Origin of the sequence: Streptosporangium roseum DSM 43021 (assembly GCF_000024865.1) — a bacterium.
Lineage (GTDB): Bacteria > Actinomycetota > Actinomycetes > Streptosporangiales > Streptosporangiaceae > Streptosporangium > Streptosporangium roseum.
Window position 1 is genome coordinate 2,932,896 of the sequence record NC_013595.1, and the last position, 21,580, is coordinate 2,954,475.

Annotated in this window: 23 protein-coding genes; 18 read left to right on the top strand and 5 right to left on the bottom strand. The window is 71.9% G+C overall.

What is annotated here, in order from left to right; all coding sequences use genetic code 11:
* Window positions 1-114: 114 nt before the first annotated feature.
* Window positions 115-1,908, bottom strand: coding sequence for an AMP-dependent synthetase/ligase (locus SROS_RS13055; protein WP_012889406.1), 1,794 nt, complete (start codon window positions 1,906-1,908; stop codon window positions 115-117).
* 212 nt (window positions 1,909-2,120) lie between these two features.
* Between SROS_RS13055 and SROS_RS13060 the strand changes: the two genes are divergently transcribed.
* The 7 genes from SROS_RS13060 to SROS_RS13090 all read left to right on the top strand — a co-directional run bounded on the left by SROS_RS13060 (window position 2,121) and on the right by SROS_RS13090 (window position 8,111).
* A complete protein-coding gene (locus SROS_RS13060) occupies window positions 2,121-2,888 on the top strand; it encodes a metallophosphoesterase family protein (RefSeq protein ID WP_086012345.1) in 768 nt (255 codons plus the stop codon).
* 43 nt (window positions 2,889-2,931) lie between these two features.
* The gene (locus tag SROS_RS13065) at window positions 2,932-3,369 is read left to right on the top strand and encodes an SRPBCC family protein (RefSeq protein ID WP_012889408.1); all 438 of its coding nucleotides are present in this window, start codon (window positions 2,932-2,934) and stop codon (window positions 3,367-3,369) included.
* Between the two features lie 67 nt (window positions 3,370-3,436).
* Complete coding sequence (locus SROS_RS13070; protein WP_012889409.1) at window positions 3,437-4,606, top strand: ArsA family ATPase; 1,170 nt, start codon at window positions 3,437-3,439, stop codon at window positions 4,604-4,606.
* Window positions 4,599-5,033: a DUF5304 family protein gene (locus tag SROS_RS13075; RefSeq protein ID WP_012889410.1), complete on the top strand. Its 435-nt coding sequence runs from the start codon at window positions 4,599-4,601 to the stop codon at window positions 5,031-5,033. Before SROS_RS13070 ends, SROS_RS13075 begins: the two co-directional genes overlap by 8 nt.
* A 44-nt stretch (window positions 5,034-5,077) precedes the next feature.
* Window positions 5,078-6,022: an ROK family glucokinase gene (locus tag SROS_RS13080; RefSeq protein ID WP_012889411.1), complete on the top strand. Its 945-nt coding sequence runs from the start codon at window positions 5,078-5,080 to the stop codon at window positions 6,020-6,022.
* A gap of 206 nt (window positions 6,023-6,228) precedes the next feature.
* The gene (locus tag SROS_RS13085; RefSeq protein ID WP_342632928.1) at window positions 6,229-6,924 is read left to right on the top strand and encodes an endonuclease/exonuclease/phosphatase family protein; all 696 of its coding nucleotides are present in this window, start codon (window positions 6,229-6,231) and stop codon (window positions 6,922-6,924) included.
* 56 nt (window positions 6,925-6,980) lie between these two features.
* On the top strand, window positions 6,981-8,111 hold the full coding sequence (locus tag SROS_RS13090; RefSeq protein ID WP_012889413.1) for a hypothetical protein: 1,131 nt from the start codon (window positions 6,981-6,983) through the stop codon (window positions 8,109-8,111).
* 3 nt (window positions 8,112-8,114) lie between these two features.
* On the opposite strand, the gene SROS_RS13095 is transcribed toward SROS_RS13090, so the two are convergent.
* Both SROS_RS13095 and SROS_RS13100 read right to left on the bottom strand, forming a co-directional pair.
* The gene (locus SROS_RS13095; RefSeq protein WP_012889414.1) at window positions 8,115-8,591 is read right to left on the bottom strand and encodes a hypothetical protein; all 477 of its coding nucleotides are present in this window, start codon (window positions 8,589-8,591) and stop codon (window positions 8,115-8,117) included.
* Window positions 8,592-8,657: 66 nt separating this feature from the next.
* Window positions 8,658-9,422, bottom strand: coding sequence for an alpha/beta hydrolase (locus SROS_RS13100; RefSeq protein ID WP_012889415.1), 765 nt, complete (start codon window positions 9,420-9,422; stop codon window positions 8,658-8,660).
* 148 nt (window positions 9,423-9,570) lie between these two features.
* Between SROS_RS13100 and SROS_RS13105 the strand changes: the two genes are divergently transcribed.
* The 3 genes from SROS_RS13105 (at window position 9,571) to SROS_RS13115 (ending at window position 11,271) form a co-directional block, all read left to right on the top strand.
* Window positions 9,571-10,278: a lysophospholipid acyltransferase family protein gene (locus tag SROS_RS13105; RefSeq protein WP_012889416.1), complete on the top strand. Its 708-nt coding sequence runs from the start codon at window positions 9,571-9,573 to the stop codon at window positions 10,276-10,278.
* 253 nt (window positions 10,279-10,531) lie between these two features.
* Entirely contained in the window at window positions 10,532-10,915 is a 384-nt protein-coding gene (locus SROS_RS13110) for a fluoride efflux transporter FluC (RefSeq protein WP_012889417.1), read from the top strand.
* Window positions 10,912-11,271, top strand: coding sequence for a fluoride efflux transporter FluC (locus SROS_RS13115; RefSeq protein WP_012889418.1), 360 nt, complete (start codon window positions 10,912-10,914; stop codon window positions 11,269-11,271). The genes SROS_RS13110 and SROS_RS13115 overlap by 4 nt, the downstream gene beginning before the upstream one ends.
* Before the next feature lie 78 nt (window positions 11,272-11,349).
* On the opposite strand, the gene SROS_RS13120 is transcribed toward SROS_RS13115, so the two are convergent.
* Together SROS_RS13120 and SROS_RS13125 are read right to left on the bottom strand one after the other, a co-directional pair.
* Window positions 11,350-13,245, bottom strand: a complete 1,896-nt coding sequence (locus SROS_RS13120; protein WP_012889419.1) for an FUSC family protein — start codon at window positions 13,243-13,245, stop codon at window positions 11,350-11,352.
* Window positions 13,246-13,254: 9 nt separating this feature from the next.
* Entirely contained in the window at window positions 13,255-14,463 is a 1,209-nt protein-coding gene (locus SROS_RS13125) for an ammonium transporter (RefSeq protein ID WP_012889420.1), read from the bottom strand.
* Window positions 14,464-14,710: 247 nt separating this feature from the next.
* Here SROS_RS13125 and SROS_RS13130 point away from each other — a divergent pair, with 247 nt between their 5' ends.
* The 8 genes from SROS_RS13130 to SROS_RS13165 all read left to right on the top strand — a co-directional run bounded on the left by SROS_RS13130 (window position 14,711) and on the right by SROS_RS13165 (window position 21,515).
* Window positions 14,711-15,679: an urea transporter gene (locus SROS_RS13130; RefSeq protein WP_245564626.1), complete on the top strand. Its 969-nt coding sequence runs from the start codon at window positions 14,711-14,713 to the stop codon at window positions 15,677-15,679.
* Window positions 15,680-15,752: 73 nt separating this feature from the next.
* A complete protein-coding gene (gene ureA, locus SROS_RS13135; RefSeq protein ID WP_012889422.1) occupies window positions 15,753-16,058 on the top strand; it encodes an urease subunit gamma in 306 nt (101 codons plus the stop codon).
* Window positions 16,059-16,129: 71 nt separating this feature from the next.
* Window positions 16,130-16,828 (top strand): sirohydrochlorin chelatase, encoded by a 699-nt coding sequence (locus tag SROS_RS13140; protein ID WP_052316927.1) that lies wholly within the window; start codon window positions 16,130-16,132, stop codon window positions 16,826-16,828.
* 9 nt (window positions 16,829-16,837) lie between these two features.
* The gene (ureB, locus tag SROS_RS13145) at window positions 16,838-17,491 is read left to right on the top strand and encodes an urease subunit beta (RefSeq protein WP_012889424.1); all 654 of its coding nucleotides are present in this window, start codon (window positions 16,838-16,840) and stop codon (window positions 17,489-17,491) included.
* 6 nt (window positions 17,492-17,497) lie between these two features.
* Window positions 17,498-19,222 carry an urease subunit alpha gene (gene ureC / locus SROS_RS13150; RefSeq protein WP_012889425.1) on the top strand — a complete coding sequence of 575 codons (1,725 nt, stop codon included), beginning with the start codon at window positions 17,498-17,500 and terminating at the stop codon, window positions 19,220-19,222.
* Window positions 19,223-19,229: 7 nt separating this feature from the next.
* Entirely contained in the window at window positions 19,230-19,919 is a 690-nt protein-coding gene (locus tag SROS_RS13155) for an urease accessory protein UreF (RefSeq protein ID WP_012889426.1), read from the top strand.
* Between the two features lie 22 nt (window positions 19,920-19,941).
* Window positions 19,942-20,571, top strand: a complete 630-nt coding sequence (gene ureG / locus SROS_RS13160) for an urease accessory protein UreG (RefSeq protein ID WP_012889427.1) — start codon at window positions 19,942-19,944, stop codon at window positions 20,569-20,571.
* 17 nt (window positions 20,572-20,588) lie between these two features.
* Window positions 20,589-21,515: an urease accessory protein UreD gene (locus SROS_RS13165; RefSeq protein ID WP_012889428.1), complete on the top strand. Its 927-nt coding sequence runs from the start codon at window positions 20,589-20,591 to the stop codon at window positions 21,513-21,515.
* The last annotated feature ends 65 nt before the right edge of the window (window positions 21,516-21,580 follow it).

The window sequence follows — 21,580 nt, forward strand, 5'->3', positions numbered from 1 at the left end:
GACGCGCCGGTCCGTGCGGCCGGGTCTGACGCGCGCCGGTCCGAGTGGGCCGGGCGGTGACCCGGCGGTTCACCGCGTACACGGCCCGCCGGGCCCGCCGGACCCGGGACGGCGTCAGCCGTACAGGGAGTCGATGTGCTCGGCGAAGTCGCGCATCACGATGTTGCGCTTGACCTTGAGGGTCGGGGTGAGGTGCCCGCTCTCCTCGCTGATGTCGCTGTCGAGCACCGTGAACTTCTTGATCTGCTCGGCCTTGGAGACCGACCTGTTGGCCCGGTCCACCGCCTTCTGCACCTCGGCGAGGATCGCCGGGTCGGTGCTGAGGTCGGCGATGGTGGCCCCGGTCTTGCCGTTGGACCCCTTCCACTGCTCCAGCGCCTCGGGGTCGAGGGTGATGATCGCCGCGACGAACGGCCGGTCGTCGCCGACGACCATCGCCTGGCTGATCAGCGGGTGGGCCCGGATGAGGTCCTCCATCGGGGCCGGGGCGACGTTCTTGCCCGCGGCGGTGACGAGGATCTCCTTCTTGCGGCCGGTGATGCGCAGGTAGCCGTCCTTGTCGAGCTCGCCGACGTCGCCGGTGTGGAACCAGCCGTCGGCGTCGATCGCCTCGCCGGTCGCCTTGTCGTCGTTCCAGTAGCCGGCGAAGACGTGACGGCCCTTGACCAGCACCTCGCCGTCGTCGCCGATGCCGATCGTGACGCCGGGGAACGGCTTGCCGACGGTGCCGATCTTGTTGGCGCCCGGCATGTTGACCGCCGACGGCGCGGAGGTCTCGGTCAGGCCCCACCCCTCGAAGACCTCGATGCCCACGCCCCGGAAGAAGTGGGCGAGCCGCTCGCCCAGGGCCGAGCCGCCGGACACCGCGGCCGACAGCCTGCCTCCGGTGGCCGCCCGGAGCTTGCCGTACACCAGCTTGTCGAACAGGGTGTGCCTCAGCCTGAGGCCGAGCCCGGGGCCGCCCGCCGACTGCGCCCGGCTCCAGGCGATGGCGGTGTCGGCCGCGGCGTGGAAGATCTTGCTCTTGCCGTCGCCGGCGGCCTTCTGCTCCGCGCCGTTGTAGACCTTCTCGAACACCCGGGGCACGCCCAGCAGGAAGGTCGGCTTGAAAGCCTGCAGGTCGGGGGCGACGTTCTTCATGTTCGGGGTGTGCGCGAGCACGGTGCCCGTCTCGATCAGCACGAGCTGGATCATGCGGGCGAAGACGTGCGCGAGCGGCAGGAACAGCAGGGCCGCCCGGCCGGCCGCGGTGAACAGCGGTTCCAGCGGGCCCGCCGCCACGTTCCTGGCGGTGAACAGCAGGTTGTCGTGGGTCAGCGAGCATCCCTTGGGCCTGCCGGTGGTGCCCGAGGTGTAGACGATGGTGGCCAGGTCGGCGGCGCCGCGGCCGGTCCTGCGCTCGGACAGCGTCTCGTCGGACACCTCGGCGCCGCCCGCGATCAGCTCCTCCAGCGCGCCGCCCTCGATGCGCCAGACGTCCTTGAGGTCCGGCAGCTCGGCCAGCGCCTCGCGGACGGTCTCCTCGTGCGACTCCAGCTCCACGAACACGGCCTTCGCGCCGCTGTCGGAGATGATCCATCCGATCTGGTCGGAGGAGGAGGTCTCGTAGATCGGCACGCTGGCCGCGCCCGCGGCCCAGATCGCGTAGTCGATCACGGTCCACTCGTAGCGGGTGCGCGACATCAGGGCCACCCGGTCGCCGGCACCGATCCCGGCCGCGATCAGTCCCTTCGCCACCGATGCGACCTGGTCGCGGAACTCTCCGGCGGTGACGGCGATCCAGTCGTCGCCGATCTTGCGCCGCAGGGCGACCGTGCCCGGTTCCCGTTCGGCGCGCCGGAACACCGTGTCGGTCAGGTTGGCGGAGGCGGGGACATCCACCAGTACGGGGACGCTGTACTCGCGCACGGGTCACTCCTGAAGACGCGCGGATCAATGGGCTGCCTGGAAGTTACCGCGATAAGTTACGCGCTGGTAGATACCGTTACCCAGGCGTTGCCGGGGGCGATTTCACGGTATCAGTCTCGTCAGGCGGGGCCTCCGGGCCGACCTTCCGGCGCCGAGGTCGCATCCGAGTTGTTACTTATGTCCGTATTTAGCGGATGGTTAGGATGTCCGGCATGCGGGTTCATGTCGTCAGCGATGTGCACGGCAACGCCGCCGCCCTGGCGCGCGCGGGAGAGGGGGCCGACGCGCTCGTCTGCCTGGGCGACCTGATCCTGTTCATCGACTACGACGACCACTCCCAGGGCATCTTCCCCGAGCTGTTCGGGCAGGAGAGGGCCACGCAGTTCATCGCGCTGCGCACGGCCAAGCGGTTCGACGAGGCGCGGGAGATGTCGGCCGCCCTCTGGGCCTCGCTGGACGGCGACCCCCGCGACCACATCGAGCGCTCCGTCCGCCGGCAGTACGGCGAGATCTTCGCCGCCATGCCGACCCCGGCCTACCTCACCCACGGCAACGTGGACCTGCCGCGCTACTGGCCCGAATACCTCCGGGAGGGCCACCACGTGCTCGACGGGCAGAGCGTGGAGATCGGCGGGCTCCGTTTCGGCTTCGTCGGGGGCGGGCTGCGCACGCCGTACCGGACGCCGAACGAGATCGACGACGAGGAGTTCGCGCGCAAGGTGGAGGCCGTGGGAGAGGTGGACGTGCTCTGCTGCCACATCCCTCCCGCCGTCCCCGAGCTGCTCTACGACGTGGTCGCCCGGCGCTTCGAGCGGGGCAGCGAGGCCACGCTGGAGGCGATCAGGCGGACCCAGCCGCGCTACGCCCTGTTCGGCCACGTGCACCAGCCCCTGGCCGCCCGCACGCGGATCGGCAGGACCGAATGCCTCAACGTGGGCCACTTCCGCGGCAGGGGAGAGCCCTTCGTGCTCGAGTGGTGAGCCGGGAGTTCGCCTGGAAACGTCGAACGAGTACGGTAACCCCATGGCTGACCGCACCACTTCGAGCATCACGATCGGCGCCGGCCGGTCGCCCATCATGACGGTGATCGCCGACTTCGCCTCATACCCGGAGTGGGCGGGCCAGGTGAAGTCGGCGCGCGTGCTCTCCGCCGACGCGGACGGACGTCCGGCCACGGTCCGGTTCGCCCTGGACGCGGGCGTGATCAGCGACGAATACACCCTCGCCTACACCTGGCACGGCGAGGACTCCGTCGACTGGAACATCGCCGAGGCGGGGAAGATGGTCTCCGGGCTCACCGGAAGCTACCGCCTCGCCGACGAGGGCGGCGGCACCGAGGTGACCTACGAGCTCGCCGTGGACCTCAAGGTCCCCATGATCGGCATGATCAGGCGGAAGGCGGAGAAGGTCATCATCGACACCGCCCTGAAGGGACTGAAGAAGCGCGTCGAGGCCTCATGAGGGAGCCGGGCCGGCCCGGGGCCGGGCCCGCGGGTGTGAGCCCCGGGCCGCCGGCCGGGGAGGGCGCGTGAGCCGGGTCCTGCTGTTCACCGGCAAGGGCGGCGTCGGCAAGACGACCGCGGCGGCCGCCACCGCCACGCTCGCGGCCGGGTCGGGGCACAAGACGCTGGTGGTCTCCACCGACACCGCGCACTCGCTCGCCGACGCGCTCGGCGCGACCGCCGGCGGCGAGCCCACCGAGATCTCGCCCGGCCTCCACCTGCACCAGGTGGACACCCAGAAGGCGCTGGAGCGCCAGTGGGGCGACCTGCGCGACTACGCCAGGGGGTTCTTCGCCGAGCTGGGCCTGGACGAGGTCACCGCCGAGGAGATCACCGTCCTGCCGGGCGCCGATGAGGTCATCGCCCTGCTGGAGCTGCGCGAGCATGCCCGCAGCGGCCGCTGGGACGTCATCGTCATCGACTGCGCGCCCACCGCCGAGACGCTCCGGCTGCTCGCCCTGCCCGAGGCCCTCGACTGGCACGTCAACCGGCTGCTGCCGGTCGGCAGGCGGCTCCTGCGCACGCTCTCCCCGCTGATCCGCCGGGTGGCGCAGGTCAGCGTGCCCGAGGACCACGTGGTCGGCGCGGGGGAGCGGCTCCATCGGGGCCTGCTGGAGGTCCGTGAGCTGCTCACCGGGCCCGACGCCAGCGTCCGGCTGGTGCTCACCCCCGAGGCCGTCGTGCTGGCCGAGGCCCGCCGCACGCTCACCTCCCTCAGCCTGTACGGCTACCGCGTCGACGCGGTGATCGCCAACCGGGTCTTCCCCGCCGAGGGCGCCGACCCGTGGCGGCAGCGGTGGGTGGACGCCCAGGCCAGGCACCTGGCCGAGGTCGAGCAGTCCTTCGCCCCGCTGCCCGTCCACATCGTGCCCTACCTGGACGCCGAGCCCGTCGGCCCCGCCGCCCTCGCCCGGGTCGCCGAGGCCATGTACGGCGAGGCCGACCCCTTCGCCCCGCCCACCGTGGACCCGCCGCTGCGGATCACCCCCGAGGGCGAGCTGATCCTGGCCCTGCCGCTCGCCGAGAAGAGCGAGGTGGACCTGGCCCGCAAGGGCGACGAGCTGATCGTCAACGCGGGCTCCCACCGCCGCGTCCTGGCCCTGCCCGCCGCCCTGGCCCGCAGATCCGTGCAAGAGGCAGTGCTCCGTGACGGCCTTCTCCGGGTACGGTTCCAATCGGGAGGGCCTGATGACTGAGAAGACCGACAGGACTGAGAACGACCGGGATCCGCTGGGCAGCGCGACCGAGGAGGCGTTCAAACTCTTCGACACGTTCCAGCAGAAAGCGGCCAGAGAGCTCCGGAAGAACCTGATCAAGGGCACGATGACCGGGTTCGGCGGCGCTTTCTCCAGCGGCGGAAGCCGCGGCGGCAGCCGTGACGTGTGGGAGGAGGCGGTCTCCGAGCATGACGAATACATCTGCCGGGCCTGCCCCGTCTGCCGTGCGATGGCCGCCCAGCGCGAGTCCGGCGGAGCGGTCGCCGACCACCTGATGCAGGCGGGCAGCGAGCTGTTCGCCGCGTTCAGGTCGGCCGTCGACGGGCTCAACAAGCCCACGCCCGCGCAGCGGGCACGGGAGCGCGGCAGAGAAGAGACCCCCGTGGAGCACATCGACCTGGGGTGAGCCCCGGGGGAGACCTGGGGGAGCCCAGGGGGAAAGGGTGGACAATGGCGCTGACCATCGGCGTTGACATCGGCGGTACCAAGGTCGCGGCGGGCGTCGTGGACGACGACGGCCACATCGTCGAGCACCTTCTGCGGCCCACCCCGGCCACCAACCCCGAACAGGTCGCCGAGACGATCGCCGAGGCGGTCCGGGAGCTGTCCAAGGGCCGGGAGATCGAGGCCGTCGGCCTCGGCGCCGCCGGATTCGTCGACGAGACCCGGTCCGTCGTGCGCTTCGCGCCCAACCTCGCCTGGCGCGAGGAGCCGCTGCAGAAGAAGGTCTCCGACCTCGTCGGCCTGCCCGTCGTGGTGGAGAACGACGCCAACGCGATGGCGTGGGGCGAGGCCAAGTTCGGCGCCGGGCGCGATGAGAGCCATCTCGTCTGCGTGACCATCGGCACCGGCATCGGCGGCGGGATCGTGCTGGACGGCGCCCTCTACCGTGGCCGCTGGGGCATGGGCGCCGAGCTGGGCCACATGCAGGTGGTGCCGGAGGGTCGCCTGTGCGGGTGCGGCAACCTCGGCTGCTGGGAGCAGTACGCCAGTGGCAACGCCCTGGTCGCCGAGGCCAGGGCGATCGCCGAGGCCGACCCGGCACGTGCCGCCGTGCTGCTGAAGATCGCCGGTGGCACCCCCGAGCACGTCGAGGGCCACGAGGTCACCGAGGCGGCCAAGCAGGGAGACCCGGCCGCGCTGGCCGCGTTCTCCGCGATGGCCGAGTGGCTCGCCCAGGGCCTGTGCGACCTCGCCGCGGTCCTCGACCCCGGGTGCTTCGTCCTCGGCGGCGGCGTCTCCCGCGCCGCCGACCTCTGGATCGACCAGGTCCGTGAGGCCTTCGCCCGCAACCTGACCGGCCGGGGGCACCGTCCCCTGGCCGACATCCGCCTGGCCGAGCTGGGCGCGTCGGCCGGCCTGGTCGGCGCGGCGGACCTCGCGCGCAGGCGCTGACCCGCGGCCCGCGTGGCCGGGTCGCCGGCGCGTGACCTGCCCGGCCGTCCGGGCGCGGCCCCGCGCGGGGCCGCCGGGTCCGGGGCCCGCGGCTGGGCGCCGGTCCGTGATCTGTCCGCGGGCTCTGGCACGCCGGGGCCCGCGGGGCTACCCTCACGGCACGTCTTGTCGCGTTTCATGCGGCTCCGCCGAGTGAGGTGGCTGTGGTGCTCAGGGTCGCCGGCTACAACGTGCGTTCCATGAAAGACGACGTCGCCGCGCTGGGACGGGTGATCAGCGCGGTCCGTCCCGACGTGCTCTGCGTGCAGGAGGCCCCCCGCTTTCTGTGCTGGCGCCGCAGGCGCGGGCAGCTGGCCGCCTCCGGCGGGCTGACCGTGGCGGCGGGCCGCCGGCTGGGCGGGGTGGCCGTGCTGGTCGGCCCGCGTGTGCGGCTGCTGCACGGCGAGGGGCACCTGCTCAGGTGTTTCCTCGGCCTGGAACAGCGCGCGGTCGCGATCGCGGTGGTGGAGACCGAGGGGCGGCGGGTGGCCGTCGCCTCCGTCCACCTGGACCTCGACAGGGGGGCCCGGCTGTGCCACGCGACGGAGGCACTGACCCTGCTGCGGGCCGTCGCCGACCGGTTCGGCGCACTGCCGGTGCTGGCCGGGGACATCAACGAGCAGTCCCACGAGCCGGCCTGGCGGCACCTGGCCGGACACCTGACCGACTGCTACCCGGTCTCGCCGCGCGGTGACGGCCTCACCTTCCCGGCCCGGCGGCCCGGGAAACGCATCGACGCGATCTTCGCGGCGGCGGAGCTCCCGGTCCTTTCCTGCGGCGTTGCCGAGGCCGATCCCGCCGATCTGGTGGCCGCCACCGACCATCTGCCGGTGGTGGCCGAGCTGGGCCGCCCGCGCCCGTAGGAGGGCAACCGGGGGGAGCGGGCACACGGGCCGGGCGCGGCCCTTACCATTTGAACATGACCCGTCGCCTTCCGCGGCGTGCGCTGGCGCTCTGCGCGGGAGGCCTGCTCCTGCTGTCTCCGCGTCTGCCCGCCGCCCACGCCGAGCCCGCCAGCCCGCCCGCGGCGGAGGCCTGGCAGGCGCCGACGAGCGCGCGGTTGAGCAGTGACGGGTCGCTGTCCGACGTGGCCGGGGCCTCGGCCACCAGCGTCTGGGCGGTGGGCCAGCAGAGCGTCTGGGACATCTGGCAGAGCCGGGGCGCGATCACCCACTGGGACGGCGTGACCTGGACCGAGGTCGGCATCCGCAACGATCCCACCGGCGCGGGGCTCCTGCGCTCGGTCGCGGCCGCCTCCACGACCGAGCTGTGGGCCGTCGGCGAGGGCCATGACGGCCTGCCGTACCTGGCGAGGGGGGACGGGGCTGCCTTCGACCGGGTCACCGTCGACAGCCTGCGCGTGGGCGACTGGCTGGGCGGGGTGGCGGCCGCCCCGAACCGGATGGTCGCGGTCGGCCGCCGCGACAAGCACCCGCTCGTCGTCACCGGGACCGGGAGCGGCAAGTGGAAGCTCACGCAGCTCGACGGGAAGGGCACGCTGTACGGCGTTGCCCTGGCCGGCAAGAGCGACGGGTGGGCGGTGGGCGACACCGGCGGCAGGCCGCTGATCACGAGGCTGTCCGGCGGGCGCTGGAAGACCTTCCACGTCCCGGACATCCCCGGCGGCTACCTGCGCGACATCCACCTCGACGGGCCGAAGCGGGCGCTGGCCGTCGGCGGCGTCTACGACGACTCCGGCAGGGCGGGACCGCTGATCCTGTCCTGGAACGGCAAGAAGTGGTCCCGGCTGACCCCGCCCGGCGGCGACGTGCGCCTGTACGGCGTGACCGGTGATCGCAAGGGCCGCTTCTGGATCTCCGGGGTGGATCTGGAGCGGCCCGGCGAGGCCTTCCTGCTCCGCTACGACGGCCACACGGTCAGGCCGCTCCGCGGCGCGGCCGCCATCGTCCCGCGGACCATCAGGCTCCAGTCGGTGGCCTACCTGCCGGGCGCCGGCACCGTGGTGACCGTGGGCCACGTGGTGGACGCCGACGGCCGCTACACCGACGTGATCGAGCGGCTGGGCACCTCGGAGCGCGCCAAGCCGTAGCCGTCAGATGACCGCGCCGTCGTCCCAGCCGGAGTCGTTGGGCGGGCCGTCGCCCATCCGCACCACGAGCGCCACGAAACCGCCGATGAACGCCGCGACCGCGGTGAACAGCATCCAGCCCTGCAGTTGCCAGTTCAGGGCGGCGCTGAGCAGCAGGTAGGCCGGGCCGCCGAAGAGGGCCAGCCAGGCGATCTTGGTGGTGGTGTCCGTCTTGGGCAGCGGGGGCGGCGGCGGGGGCACGTAGTGACCCTCGTCGTCGGGATCCGCCTGCTCGGTGTCGGTGTCGGCGTCGGTGTCGGCGAGGTCCTCCGCCGGCGGGCGCTCGTCCTCGTCCGACTGCTTGACCACGCGCCGGGGAGGTTCGGAGGGCAGGTTCTCGCTGTCGGGCCACGGCTGGTCGGCCGAGTCGCGTACGGCGGTGTCGTTGAAGGACGCGACGATCTGACGCCAGACCTCGTCCTCATCGCTTTGAGGTGTCACTTAGCTGGGCTCGTTACTCATCGGCGGGCCACTTCCTCCCGGAAACCGCGCATCCCCCACTCGCGATCAGTCTGCCTGCAAGGGTACCGAGGCGTTCGCATGGACGAACTCCAGGCTCCCCGAGAAGATCCGATCCGCGTCGTTGTCGAGCGTCGCGACGTGGTAGCTGTCGTTGAGCTCCACCACATTAAGATTCCCCCCGCTCAGCCTCTCACGCAGAATACGCACACTGGCCGGTTTCACCACATGGTCCTGCGGGCTGTGGAAGACCAGCACCGGCTGGGTGACCTTGCCCAGCTCAGCCTGGGTCAGTGCCCACAGCCGGGTGAGGCTGGCCGCGGCCCTGACCGGAGTGCGTGTGTAGCCTAGCTCGATCGCCCCCTCCTTCTTGATGTCACCCGCCACGCCCGGCACCGACGGGACCACCAGCCCCAGCAGCGGCGCCAGCCGGAGCAGCGGCACGTCGCTGGTCACCGACGGGTTGACGATCACCAGCCCCCTGATCCCCGCGCCGTGGACCTGGGCCAGCCGCAGCGCCATGCAGCCGCCCATGGACAGGCCCATCACGAAGATCTCGGTGCACCGGCCGCGCAGGTCCGCCAGGGTCCTGTCCAGCTCGGCGTACCAGTCCTCCCACCGGGTGCGGTTCATCTCCTGCCAGGTGGTGCCGTGGCCGGGCAGCCGGGGCAGCGCCACGGTCAGGCCCGCCGCGGCCAGGTGCTCGCCCCACGGGCGCAGCGACTGGGGCGAGCCGGTGAATCCATGGCAGAGCAAGACGCCGATCTGACCACCTTTATGGTGGTACGGCTCCGCACCGGGCATGACTGGCATCGCAGCTCCTTGTAAGGTTCGCCCGATCGTCGCACGAGTGGGGCGTATTTTGCGAGAGGTCGATTTGAGTGGTTTCGCGGTGTAGTTGGCCGGCACCGGAGGTGCGAAGATAACTCAAGGTCCCGCCTGTCAATCGAAGGAGCCTCACGTGTTCTACTGGGTGGTGAAGGCCATCCTCTGGCCCTTCCTCCATCTCGTCTTCCGTCCGTGGGCGGAGGGGGTGGAGAACGTGCCCAAGGAGGGGCCGGTAATCCTGGCGGGCAACCACCTGTCATTCGCCGATCATTTCTTCGGGGCGCTCTTCCTGCCGCGCAAGGTGATCTCTCTCGGCAAGTCCGACTACTTCACCGGCCGCGGCCTCAAAGGCGTCCTCAGCCGGGCCTTCTTCAGCGGCGTGGGCACCGTCCCGATCGACCGCTCGGGCGGCAAGGCCAGCGAGGCGGCGCTCCGCACCGGCAAGCGCATCCTCGGCGAGGGCCAGGTGCTCGCCATCTATCCCGAGGGCACCCGCTCGCCCGACGGCCGCCTCTACAAGGGCAAGACCGGCGTGGCCCGGCTGGCGCTGGAGTCGCGGGCGCCGGTCGTCCCGTGGGCGATGGTCAACACCTTCGAGATGATGCCCCCCGGCCGTCCCTTCCCCAAGCTGGGCATCCGCCCGGGGGTGCGGTTCGGCAAGCCGCTGGACTTCTCCCGCTACTACGGGATGGAGGAGGACCGCCTCGTCCTGCGCGCCGTCACCGACGAGATCATGTACGCGCTGATGGAGCTCGCCGGCCAGGAGTACGTCGACAAATACGCCGCGAGCGCCAAGGCCGAGGCCGCCCGCGCGGCCAAGGAGGCCGGCAGGCGCCGCTGACGGCGCCCGGCCCCTCGCCAGGCCCGGCCGGACGGGCAGGCGCCGCCGCCGACGGCGCCCGGCCCCGGTCGGCCCGATCGGACCGAGGTATCCGGGATCGGTCGGCCCGGCCGGACCGAGGTCTCCTGCCCCGGTCGGCCCGACCGGACCGAGGTATCCGGGACCGTGCCGGCCGTCACGGCCATGACCTGATGTCTCGATGTTGAGTGTGTCTGTCCAGGTCAGATCCCTATGTCGGGGTTAGCCTGGCGCAATGAAGATCTCCAGACCCGCGCTCGCCGCGGTGGCCTGCGGCGGAGCGCTGGGGGCGCTGGCCCGCCACCTGGTACACGCGGCCTTCCCGAACCCGCCGCACGCGCTCCAGTGGACGCTCCTGGTGGTCAGCGTTACCGGCTGCCTGCTGATCGGCCTGCTGACGGTCTGGATCGAGAGGCATCCGGGCCACCCGCTCGTCGGGCCGTTCCTGTCGACCGGCTTCCTCGGCGGGTTCACCACCTTCTCCTCCTACGCGGTGAACGTGGAGGACAAGTTCCACTCCGGCGACACAGGCGTGGCCGTCATCCATCTCGTGCTCACCCCCGTGCTGGCGATGATCGCCGTGTTCGTCGGGACGGCCGTCGCGAGGAGGGTGATGTGACCGCCGCGATCCTGGTGCTGCTGGGCGGCTCCGTCGGCGCCGCGCTCCGCCACCTCCTCGGGATCTGGATCCCCGCGCGCTTCCCGTGGGCCATCTTCGTCGCGAACGTGTCGGCCTCGTTCCTGCTCGGCCTGGTCGCGGCGGGGACGGTCGCCGGGCGGCTGCCCGAATGGCTGCTGCTCCTGGCCGGCACCGGCTTCTGCGGCGCGCTCAGCACCTACAGCACCCTGGCCAACGACACCCTGCGGCTGGCGGAGAAGGGCGAACGCCGCCTCGCGGTGGCCAACATGGGGATCAACGTCGTGTTCGGCCTCGTGGCGGCGTTCATCGGCGCGGCCCTGGGCCGGGCCCTCTAGCGGCACGGGCACCGGGCGGGGCACGGCGCCCCGAGGCCGGCCCTATGGGCACCGGTCAGCCGGCCCGTAGGGGCACGGTCAGCCGGCCGTACGGGCACCGGGACCACGCGGCCGTCCGCCGGGCAGCGCCGACCAGGCGGTCCGGATCTCCTGCGCCACCCCGGCCAGCGGTCCCGACCCGGGGAGCGGCCCAGGAGAGGCCGGGGCGGGCCAGTCCTGTACGGCCGCCGCCAGCCTCCGCAGGCCCGCGACCGTGGCCGTCACGTCACCGGAGGAGGGGACGGCGGCCCCCGACCGGGCCTGGACGGCCGCTTCGATGATCGCCGCGCTGATCCGCTGGAGGGCCACGACCTCCGGCCACCAGGCCGCGGTCCGGGAGCCGGCCGGGGGCGGCTCGCTCAAGCCCTGCTGCATCCCCTTGTGCAGCTCGCTGAAGCGCCGGTACAGCCTGCGCCGCTGCCGCGCCGGCTGCCGCCCGGCCTCGAACGCCGCCTGCAGGTAGTCGGCGGCGGCCGTCACGGTGCCGGCCAGCCTGCCGCGCACCCGCACCCGCCAGCTCCCCGGCCAGAGCGCGTACCCGGCGACGAGCACGATCGCGCAGCCGATGAGCGTGTCGTACAGGCGTGCCGGCAGCACCATGCCCAGCGGGGCCGGAGCGGCCGACTCGACCAGGATCAGCACGAGCGGGGTGATGGCGGTGCTCATCATGGCGTAGCTCCGGTCGATGCCGATCCGGGCGACCGCGCCGAGCGCGAAGACCACGGGTACCGTCGGCCAGCCCGGGGGGACGAGCAGGAGCAGGACGCCGCCCACGGCCACGCCGGCCAGCGTGCCCAGGGCGCGGAGCACGGCGCGGCCGAACACCGAGCCGAAGTCGGGCTTGAAGACGAGCGTCACGGTCATGGGCACCCAGTAGGAGTGCGGCACCGCGACCACGGAGACCAGCACGGTGGCGATGCCCATGCACAGGGCGAGCCGCAGCGCGTAGCCCAGGGTGTCCGGCGAGGTCAGCACGGCGGAGAGGTCCCGCCCCCAGCGCCGCCCCGGCGGGGCGGCCGGCGGCGCCGCGTCGCCGCGCAGGCAGGACACCGCGTACGCCAGGGCGCGGGAGAAGATCCTCTCGTCGGCGGTCTCCGGCCGCCGCTCCGGCGGGGGGATCCCGTGCGCTCCCGAGGCGACGGCGCGGGCCAGGGCCGTCACCGGCGCGCTCGCGCCGGGCGGGAAGGCGTCGCCGTGCCGGAGCATGGTCGCGACCGCCTCCAGCAGCGGTTGCGCGGCGTTGAGCATGCCCATCAGCCGGACGCTCTCGGAGTCGCGTCCGGGGGCCGACAGGCGGTATCCGGTCAGCACGTCGTAGGCGTCGCTCACGGCCGGGGCCAGGACCGTCCAGGCGCGCCCGGCGTCACCGGCGTCCATCATGGCGGCGATCTCCCGGTACACCCGGGCGACGGCGGCGCGCTCCGCCGTACCGGCGCGCACCGGCCAGGCGGCCAGCGCGAGCACCAGCACACCCGCCCCGCCCGCCATATAGAGCAGCGGCGGCCACCACCAGGGCTCGCGCAGCGGGAGCGCGGACCACACCGACGCCGTCACCAGGAGGTTCATTCCGGCGGCCGACAGGGCCGAGCCGATCGCGCTGATCGCGCCGGACACGAACGCCGCCCCGACGAGCGCCGCCACGGTCCACCAGCCCCGGTCGTGGAACGCCACGCCGGTCGCCGTCCCCACCGCGCCGCCGAGCACCGCGACCGTGATGTGGACCAGGCGGAGCCGGTAGGAGGGGTGCCGGTCCCGCATCGCGGCGGCGAGCGCGCCGGTGGCCAGGAGCATCCCCATCCGGGGGTTGCCCGCGACGACCCCGGCCGCCACCCCGGCCGAGATGACCGCGCCGGCCCGCACCGCGGCGGCCCAGGGGACGGGGACCCTCTTCGGGCGGAGGGTACGGCTGAGCCACCCGTCCGCCGTGACGTCCATCCCCGCGGTCTAGCCCGTGCCGAACTGCAGATCCGAGCCGGCGAGCTGCTCGGCCTCGGTCTCCTTCAGGCGGAAGAGCCTGTCGACGACCTTGCCGATCACGAAGGTGACCACGAAGCAGTAGACGGCCACCACCACGATGGACAGCGCCTGCTTGCCGAGCAGCGCGCCGCTGCCGCCGTAGAACAGGCCGGCCGTCCCGACCACGCCGGTCGAGAAGAACCCGATCAGCAGCGTGCCCACGATGCCGCCCATGCCGTGCACGCCGACCACGTCCAGGGTGTCGTCGTAGCCGAGGACGAACTTCCACTCGACGGCCATGGAGCAGAGGGCGGCGGCCACGATGCCGATCACCAGGGCGCCTTCGGCGTTCACGTAGGCGCAGGAAGGCGTGATGGCGACCAGTCCGGCGACGGCCCCGGTGGCCGAGCCCAGCTTGCTGAGCCTGCGGGAACGGAGCCACTCCAGGAACATCCAGGTCAGCATGCCGACACAGCCCGCGATCATGGTGCTCAGGAACGCCGTCACCGCGGTCGGGCCGTCGTTCAGCGCCGATCCGCCGTTGAAGCCGAACCAGCCGAACCACAGCAGGGCCAGGCCGAGCATGACCAGCGGGATGTTGCTGGGCTGGGGCGGCTCACCGCGCCGGTACCGGATGCCGGGTCCCAGGGCCATGGCCAGGGCCAGGCCCGCCATGCCCGAGTTGAGCTCGACCACCAGCCCGCCGGCGAAGTCGAGCGTGCCCATCCGGTGGATCCAGCCGGAGCTGTCGAAGACCCAGTGCGCAATCGGGAAGTAGACCAGGGTGACCCAGACCACCGAGAAGATCATCCATGGCCCCACGCGGATGCGCCCGGCCACCGAGCCGCTGATCAGCGCGACGGTGATGATGGCGAAGGTGAGCTGGAAGAGCGCGTAGGCGTAGGTCGGGACCGAACCCGTCAGGTCGGTGGGCCTGATGTTCGCGAAGCGGAAGTCGCCGAATCCGATCAGGCCGAGCCCGCCCGCGTCCGGGCCGAAGACGAGCCCGTAGCCGTAGGCGAACCACAGGACGGTCACCAGGCTGATCGAGACGAAGCTCATGAAGAGCATGCTGAAGACGTTCTTCGAACGGACCATGCCGCCGTAGAAGAAGGCGAGCCCCGGTGTCATCAGCAGCACCATCGCGGTGCTCACCAGCACCCAGGCGGAATCGCCGGTATTCAATCCGGTAGGCATCGTCGAACCTCGCTTAGGGCCGCTTCCGATCTGTCGGTTAATGATCGGAAGCACTCTTGGTGAAACGCCGCATTCGAGGATTTTGACGCTAATAAAACAGTGAAGGTGGAGTTAGGTAAGAAATAGGTATTGGCATGATTAAAAGCCCTTCTGCCTGGTGGTCCGTCGAGCGGCCCCGGGAATGACAGGCCGGGACGGCTCCACTCGGCCGGTAACCGCCGAACGAGGAGAATTCGGGAAGGCCGACGTGACATCGACGACTCCGGTGGCGACCGCTCCGCACTTGCGAGACCTGAAACCGCTCACCCTGCTCGTCGCGGTGGTCCGCGGGATCGGCCAGGTCGACTTCATGGCCAGCCCATGGACCGGGCTCGTCTTCATCGTCGCCCTGGCCGCCGGCAACTGGCGCTACGCCGTCTACGGAGTGCTGGGCTCGGCGGTGGCCACGCTCACCGCCTACGCCTTCGGCGCCGCGCGCGACCGGGTCGAGCTGGGTCTCGAAGGGTTCAGCGGCACCCTCATCGGCGTCGCGTTCGTCCTCTACTTCGGGATGAGCTGGATGACCACGCTCCTGGTCGTCGCGGGGTGCGTGGCGGGCAGCGTGGTCACCTCCGCGCTGGTCACCCTGCTCAAACCGTTCAACCTGCCGACCTTCACCGCGCCGTTCTGCATCATCACCAGCGTGATGCTGCTCGCGGCTCCCTCCTTCGAGCGCGTCAGGCAGGGCGTGACCGGCCCCGCGCTCCCGTCCGCGGCGACCGGCCGCACGGCGCTCACCTGGAACGACATCTGGCAGGGCATGTTCAACGGCATCGGCCAGGTCTTCTTCCAGAACAAGTGGTACGTCGGGCTCGTCTTCCTGGTCGGGCTGGTGGTGGGCAGCTGGATCGCCGCCGTCGCCGCGGTGGTCGCCAGCCTGGTGGGGATGGCGGTCGCCTGGGTGCTGGGCGCGCCCGCCGCCGACATCGCCGCCGGCCTGTACGGCTACAACGCCGTCCTGGTGGGGATGGCGCTCGCCGGGATCTTCGTCGTGCTGACCCCGGTCGGAGGCGTCTACGCGGTCGTCGGGGCGATCGCGGCCACCGGCCTGACCGCGGCCCTGACGACCTTCTTCACCCCGTTCGGCGGTCACACCCTGACGTGGCCGTTCGTCCTGGTGACCTGGACCTTCCTCGCGGCGGTCCCGGCGCTCGCCTGGCTCAGGCGCGCCGGGTGACCGCGCCCGACGGAAATCCGCCGGTCGGCTCGGCCGGGCAGAAAAAGCCAATAACGCAAAAAGGGGATTTCTCATGAATCTCGCACCGCGAGAACTGGACAAGCTACTGATCTATGTCGTGGCCGACCTGGCGGCCAAGCGCAAGGAGCGCGGCCTGAAGCTCAACTACAGCGAGACGGTGGCGCTCGTCAGCGCGGCCGTACTGGAGGCCGCCCGCGAGGGAAAGTCGGTCGCCGACTGCATGGAGCTCGGCAAGAAGGTCGTCGGACCGGCCGACGTCATGGACGGCGTCCGGGAGATGCTGCCGCTCATGCAGGTCGAGGCCACCTTCCCGGACGGCTCCAAGCTCGTCTCCTGCCACGATCCCGTCGGCGCCTGAGGATGCCGGCGCTCCAGCGGGCGTGGCCACCGCGGATGGGACGGCGGCCGGCGACGGCGCGACGGCCACCGGTGGAACGGGAGACGGTGCTCGTCGGCGGGCACGAGAGCCGGTACGGCCGGGCGTTCGGCGGGCTGCCCGGCGCGACGGTCACGGCCGTCGGCCGGGATCTGCACGCCCTCACCCGGCGCCCGGCGGTCGTCGTCCCGATGACGCTCGGGCGGGACCCGGGGCTGGCGCACCAGATCGCGCAGATCCTCCGCTGGAACGGCCGCGGCCGCGAGCCGGGCGAGCTGCTGCTCGCCCCGCCCCTGGGCACCACCGCCCACCTGGTCGGCTGGCTGCGGGCGGCGGCGGGCCGCGCGACCGGCCCGGCCCCCGCGCCGCCCGCCGGGCCCCGGGCGGTGCTGGTGACCGCGCCCTCGGCCTCGGCGGAGGACGACGCGGAGCTGTTCCGCGTGGCCCGCCTGGTCCGCCAGCACAGCGGGCTCCGCTGGGTCGAGGTCGCGTTCATGGACGGGGATCCGGACGTCGCCGAAGGGGTGGCCCGGTGCCGCCTGCTCGGCGCGCGGCACGTGACGGCCGTCCCGGCGTCGTTCGCCGAGCCGAGCCTGCCCGAGGGCGTGAGCTGGGCGGGGCCGCTGCTCTCCGCCGCCTCCCTGGAGGAGCTGGTCGGGCGGCGGGTCGAGACCGCGCGTGAACGCTGGGACAGGGACGCCGACGACGGCCTCGCCGCCGCGCACCACCACCATCACGATCACAGTCACTGAGGGGAAGTCATGGCACGCAAGACCAGAGCGCACGAGGGCCTGCCGAGGCACGAACGCTACATATACGGCGACGGCGAGATCGAGATCAACCAGGGGCGCAGGAAGGTCAGCCTGACCGTCCGAAACACCGGGGACCGGGCCGTCCAGATCTGCTCCCACTACCACTTCTTCGAGGTCAACCGGGCGATCTCCTTCGACCGGGATGCTGCCTTCGGCATGCACCTCGACCTCCCGGCGGGCAACGCCATCCGGATCGAGCCGGGCGACACCCACAACGTCAACCTCGTCGAGTACGGCGGCGGCCTGCGGGTCTACGGCTTCAGCGGGCTGGTCGACGGCAGCGTCCGCGGCGACAAGGCCCACAGGCTCGCGCTGGAGCGGATGGACATCTTCGGCTTCCTCGACGTGCCCGCCGGTCAGGACGGGAGCCCGGACGGGGCGGCCGAGAAGGCACCCCCGAAGAAGGCCCCCGCGGCCGCCGCGAAGAAGGCTCCGGCGGCCTCGGCCAAGAAGGCCCCTGCGGCCTCTACGAGGAAGGCTCCGGCGGCCGCCGCGAAGAAGGCTCCGGCGGCTTCTACGAGGAAGGCTCCGGCGGCCTCGGCCAAGAAGGCCCCTGCGGCCTCCGCGAGGAAGGCCCCGGCGGCCTCCAGGAAGAAAGGCTGACGCCCCATGGTGTCCATGAGTCGCAAGCAGTACGCCGACATGTTCGGCCCCACCGTCGGAGACCGGATCCGGCTCGCCGACACCAACCTCGTGATCGAGGTGGAGAAGGACTACAACGTCGGTTTCTACGGTGACGAGTCCGTCTACGGCGGCGGCAAGACCGCCCGTGACGGGATGGGCTCCGCGCCCAACGCCACCAACCACAGCGGCGCGCTCGACATGGTGATCACCAACGTCGTCGTCGTCGATCCGGTCCTCGGCGTCGTCAAGGGGGACATCGGCATCAGGAACGGCCTGATCGCGGGCATCGGCAAGTCGGGCAACCCGAACACCGAGAACGGCGTCGACCCGCGGCTCGTCATCGGCCCCGGCACCGAGGTGCTGTCCGGCGAGCACACGATCGCCACCCCGGGGGCCATCGACAGCCACGTCCACCTCATCTCCCCGCAGCAGGTCGAGGCCGCGCTGAGCAACGGGATCACCACGCTGATCGGCGGCGGCGTCGGCCCCTCCGACGGCAGCCGGGGCACCACCTGCACGCCCGGTCCGTGGGGGATCAGCCGGATGCTCCAGTCGTTCGAGAACCTCCCGATCAACATCGGCCTGATGGCCAAGGGCAACGGCAGCCGGCCCGGACCGCTGAGCGAGCAGATCCTGGCCGGGGCGTGCGCGCTGAAGGTCCACGAGGACTGGGGTTCGACCCCCGCGGTGATCGACAACGCGCTGGCGATCGCCGACGAGTACGACGTCCAGGTCGCCATCCACACCGACACCTTGAACGAGAGCGGTTTCCTGGAGGACACGATCAGCGCCATCGACGGGCGCGCGATCCACACCTTCCACACCGAGGGCGCGGGCGGCGGCCACGCCCCCGACCTGCTCCGGATCGCCGGCGAGCCGAACGTGATGCCCTCCTCGACCAACCCGACGCTGCCCTACACCGTCAACTCCATGGACGAGCTCCTGGACATGGTGATGGTCTGCCACCACCTCAGCCACGACAACCCCGAGGACATCGCCTTCGCCGACAGCCGGGTCCGCGCCGAGACCATCTCCGCCGAGACCGTCATGCACGACCTGGGCGTGATCAGCATGGTCTCCTCCGACTCGCAGGCGATGGGCCGGGTCGGGGAGTCCTTCACCCGGGCCTTCCAGATCGCCCACCACTGCAAGGAGCTGCGCGGCAAGCTGCCGGAGGACTCCGACCGCAACGACAACTTCCGGGTCCTGCGCTACCTGGCCAAGCTGACGATCAACCCGGCCCGCACCACGGGCATCTCCGACGCGGTCGGCTCGCTGGAGACGGGCAAGATCGCCGACATCGTGATCTGGCAGATGTACGGCTTCGGCGCCAAGCCGTACATCGTCGTCAAGGGCGGGCAGATCAACTGGGCGCAGATGGGCGACCCGAACGCCTCGCTGCCGACGCCCCAGCCGGTCTACTACCGGCCCATGTTCGGGGCGTTCGGCAGGGCGCTGCCCGCGACGAACATCACCTTCATGTCGCAGGCCGGCATCGAAGCCGGGGTGCCCGGCAAGCTCGGCCTGGAGCGGATGATCCGCCCCGTGCGGGGCTGCCGCACGATCGGCAAGCAGGACATGGTCCGCAACGACGCGCTTCCGACGATCGAGGTGGACCCGGAGACCTACAAGGTCACGCTCGACGGCGAGCACGCCGCCATCGAACCGGCCACCAGGCTGCCGCTGACCCAGCTCTACTTCATCGCGTGACCGTCGCGTGAACCTCGCCTCGCTGCTGGCCCAGCTCCAGCTGACCGACTCGGCCTTTCCGAGCGGTCTCTACACGCTGTCGCACGGCCTGGAGGGCTACATCCAGTCAGGCCTGGCGGGTCCGGCGGACCTGCCGGGCCTGCTGGCCGACCTGCTCCGCCACGCCGTGGGGCCGGGCGACGCGACGGCACTGGTGCTCGCGCACCGCGCGGCGGCCGAGGGGGACTGGGACCGGCTGGTGGCGGCCGACCGGCGGCTGCACGCCGTCAAGCTCACCCGCGAGCTCAGGTCGGCCGCCACCCGGACCGGCCGCCAGGTCCTGGACACCGCCGGCCGCGTCTTCGGGGGGCCGGCCGCCGGGAAACTGGCGGACCTGGTGAGGGCGGGGGCCACGCCGGGCAACCACGCGGTCGTGGTCGGGACGGTCCACGCCGGCCTGGGGGTGCCCGAGAGGCAGGCGGTCGCCGGGGACCTGTTCGCCTTCGCCTCCAGCTGGACCGCCGCCGCCGTCCGCATGGGCAGGGTGGACTTCCGCCAGGCCCAGGCCATCCTGTACGGCGCGCACCCCGACATCGCGCGCGCCGCGGCGATCGCCCTGGCGGCCCGGAGCCCGTACGACATCCATGCCTCGGTGCCCCTCGCCGACATCGTCTCCGCCGCCCACGAGCGGGCCGAGGCCCGCCTCTTCACCACCTGACCGCACCATCGAGAGGATCCCCGTGGAGAACGTACTGAAGGTAGGCATCGGCGGCCCCGTGGGCTCCGGCAAGACGGCCCTCATCGAGGCCGTGGTGCCTCTCCTGATCGAGCGCGGGCACAGTCCGGGCGTCATCACCAACGACATCTACACCCAGGAGGACGCCCAGCACGTCCGCCGCTCGCTGGCCGGCGTCCTCGACCCGGACCGGGTGGTCGGCGTCGAGACCGGGGCCTGCCCGCACACCGCGGTCCGGGACGACCCCACCATGAACCTCGCCGCGGGCGCCGAGATGCTCGACAGGTTCCCCGACATCGACATCCTGCTGTTCGAGAGCGGCGGCGACAACCTGACGCTCACCTTCAGCCCGGCCCTGGCCGACATCTACATCTTCGTGCTCGACACCGCCGAGGGCGAGAAGATGCCGCGCAAGCGGGGCCCGGGGATCACCGACTCGGACCTGCTCGTGATCAACAAGATCGACATCGCCAAATACGTCCGCACGGACCTGTCGGTGATGGAGGGCGACGCCCACCACGTGCGCGCCGGCCGTCCCGTCGTCCTCACCGACTGCCTGACCGGGACCGGCGTGGCCGAGGTCGCCGACTTCATCGAGGTGCGCGGGGCCGTGGCGTGTTCCTCGGCGCGGTAGCGGCGGAAGAGGCCCCCGTGGACAGGCTGTCCGCCGAGCACTACACGGTGGACCGGATCCCGGAGGCCGTGGCCCGCCACGCGGGGGTCCCCGACACGCTCGCGGTGGGGAGCTCCGGCAAGGTGGGGGTGCTGGAGCTGGGCTTCGACAGGATCGGCGGGCGGACCGAGCTGACCGGTCACTACCAGAAGACGCCGCTGCAGATCATGCGCCCGATCTACTACGACGAGCGGCGGCCGCAGATGCCCTACGTCATGCTGATGTCGTCGGGCGGCGGCGTCCTCCAGGGGGACCGCTACCGGATGGACTTCACCTGCGGCGCCGGGGCCGAGGTGAACCTGACCACGCAGGCCGCCACGAAGATCTACAAGATGGAGCAGGACTACGCCACCCAGCTCGTCACCATCGAGGTGGGGGCGGACGGCTACCTGGAGTATCTCCCCGATCCGGCGATCCCGTTCGCGCGCTCCCGGTTCTACCAGCGCACCGAGCTGGTGGTCGACCCGTCGGCCACGGTGGTGCTGAGCGAGAGCATGCTGGCGGGCCGCCTCGCGCGCGGGGAGCGCAACGACTACGACGCGTTCTGCACCGACCTGGAGGTGAGCCGCCCGGACGGCGGCATCCTCTTCGCCGACACCCTGCGGCTGGTGCCCTCCGACGGCGGCGTCACGGGACCCGCCGTCCTCGGCGGTTTCGGGGTGATGGCCTCGCTGTTCGTGGTGACCGCCGGCGCCCCCGCCACGATGGTGGCCGACACCCTGCACGAGGCGCTGGCCCCGTACGGCCTGCGGGCCGGAGCCAGCGTGCTGCCCCAGGACTGCGGCGCCTGGGCCCGCGTTTTCGGAGCGGAGTCCCCCGAGGTCAACGAGGCCCTCCGGGCGGCCTGGGACGCCGTCCGCCGCCTGCTCATCGGAGTCCCGTCACCCCGCCGCCGCAGACCCTAGCGGAGCTCCCGCCGGATGGCCGGGGCGGTCGCGGGGCACCGTACTCTCCCTGCCCCGCCGTGGGC